The organism is Kineococcus indalonis, from assembly GCF_009906395.1.
GTDB classification, from domain to species: domain Bacteria; phylum Actinomycetota; class Actinomycetes; order Actinomycetales; family Kineococcaceae; genus Kineococcus; species Kineococcus indalonis.
Window position 1 is genome coordinate 1 of record NZ_JAAALM010000996.1, and the last position, 526, is coordinate 526.

The 526-nt window shown below is 81.2% G+C and carries 1 protein-coding gene; it reads right to left on the bottom strand.

What is annotated here, in order from left to right:
- On the bottom strand, positions 1-429 hold a 429-nt coding region (locus GTR00_RS22380; protein WP_205706445.1), incomplete at its 3' end, for a hypothetical protein.
- Positions 430-526 lie beyond the last annotated feature (97 nt).

Consider the following 526-nt stretch of genomic DNA (forward strand, 5'->3'; position numbering starts at 1 on the left):
GAGGTCGACCTCGCCGGCGTGGTGCAGCCCCCCGAGACCTCCGACCTGGCGCCCTCCAGCGCCGCGCTGCCGGCGGGGCGGACGTACGTGGTCAGCGCCGCCGACCTCGTCAACCGCGTCGACTACCCGGTGGCCAACGCGTACGTCACCGCCACCGCCCCCGTCGACGGGCCGGGTGGCGGGCGGGTCGCTGACGACCACGTTGCCGCGGCTCCACTGCCACAGGCCGAGCACGACGCAGACCGCCACGGCCAGCAGGACCGCGGCGGTCAGGGCGAGGGCCTGCGCGCGCCGGCGGCGCGGCCCGGCGCCGGTCCCGCCGTCGGTCCCGCCGCCGGTCCCGCCGCCGGTGTCAGCGCCGGTGTCAGCGCCGGTCTCGGCGCCGGTCTCGGCGCCGGTCTCGGCGCCCGTCGGGGAGGGCTGGGCCACCGGTGCAGGGTACGTCGCGCACCTCAGCGCCCCGCCGCTCCGCCCGCCGCCGCGCCGGCGCGCGGGCGGGTCGCGGGGGCGGCGGGAGCGGTAGCGG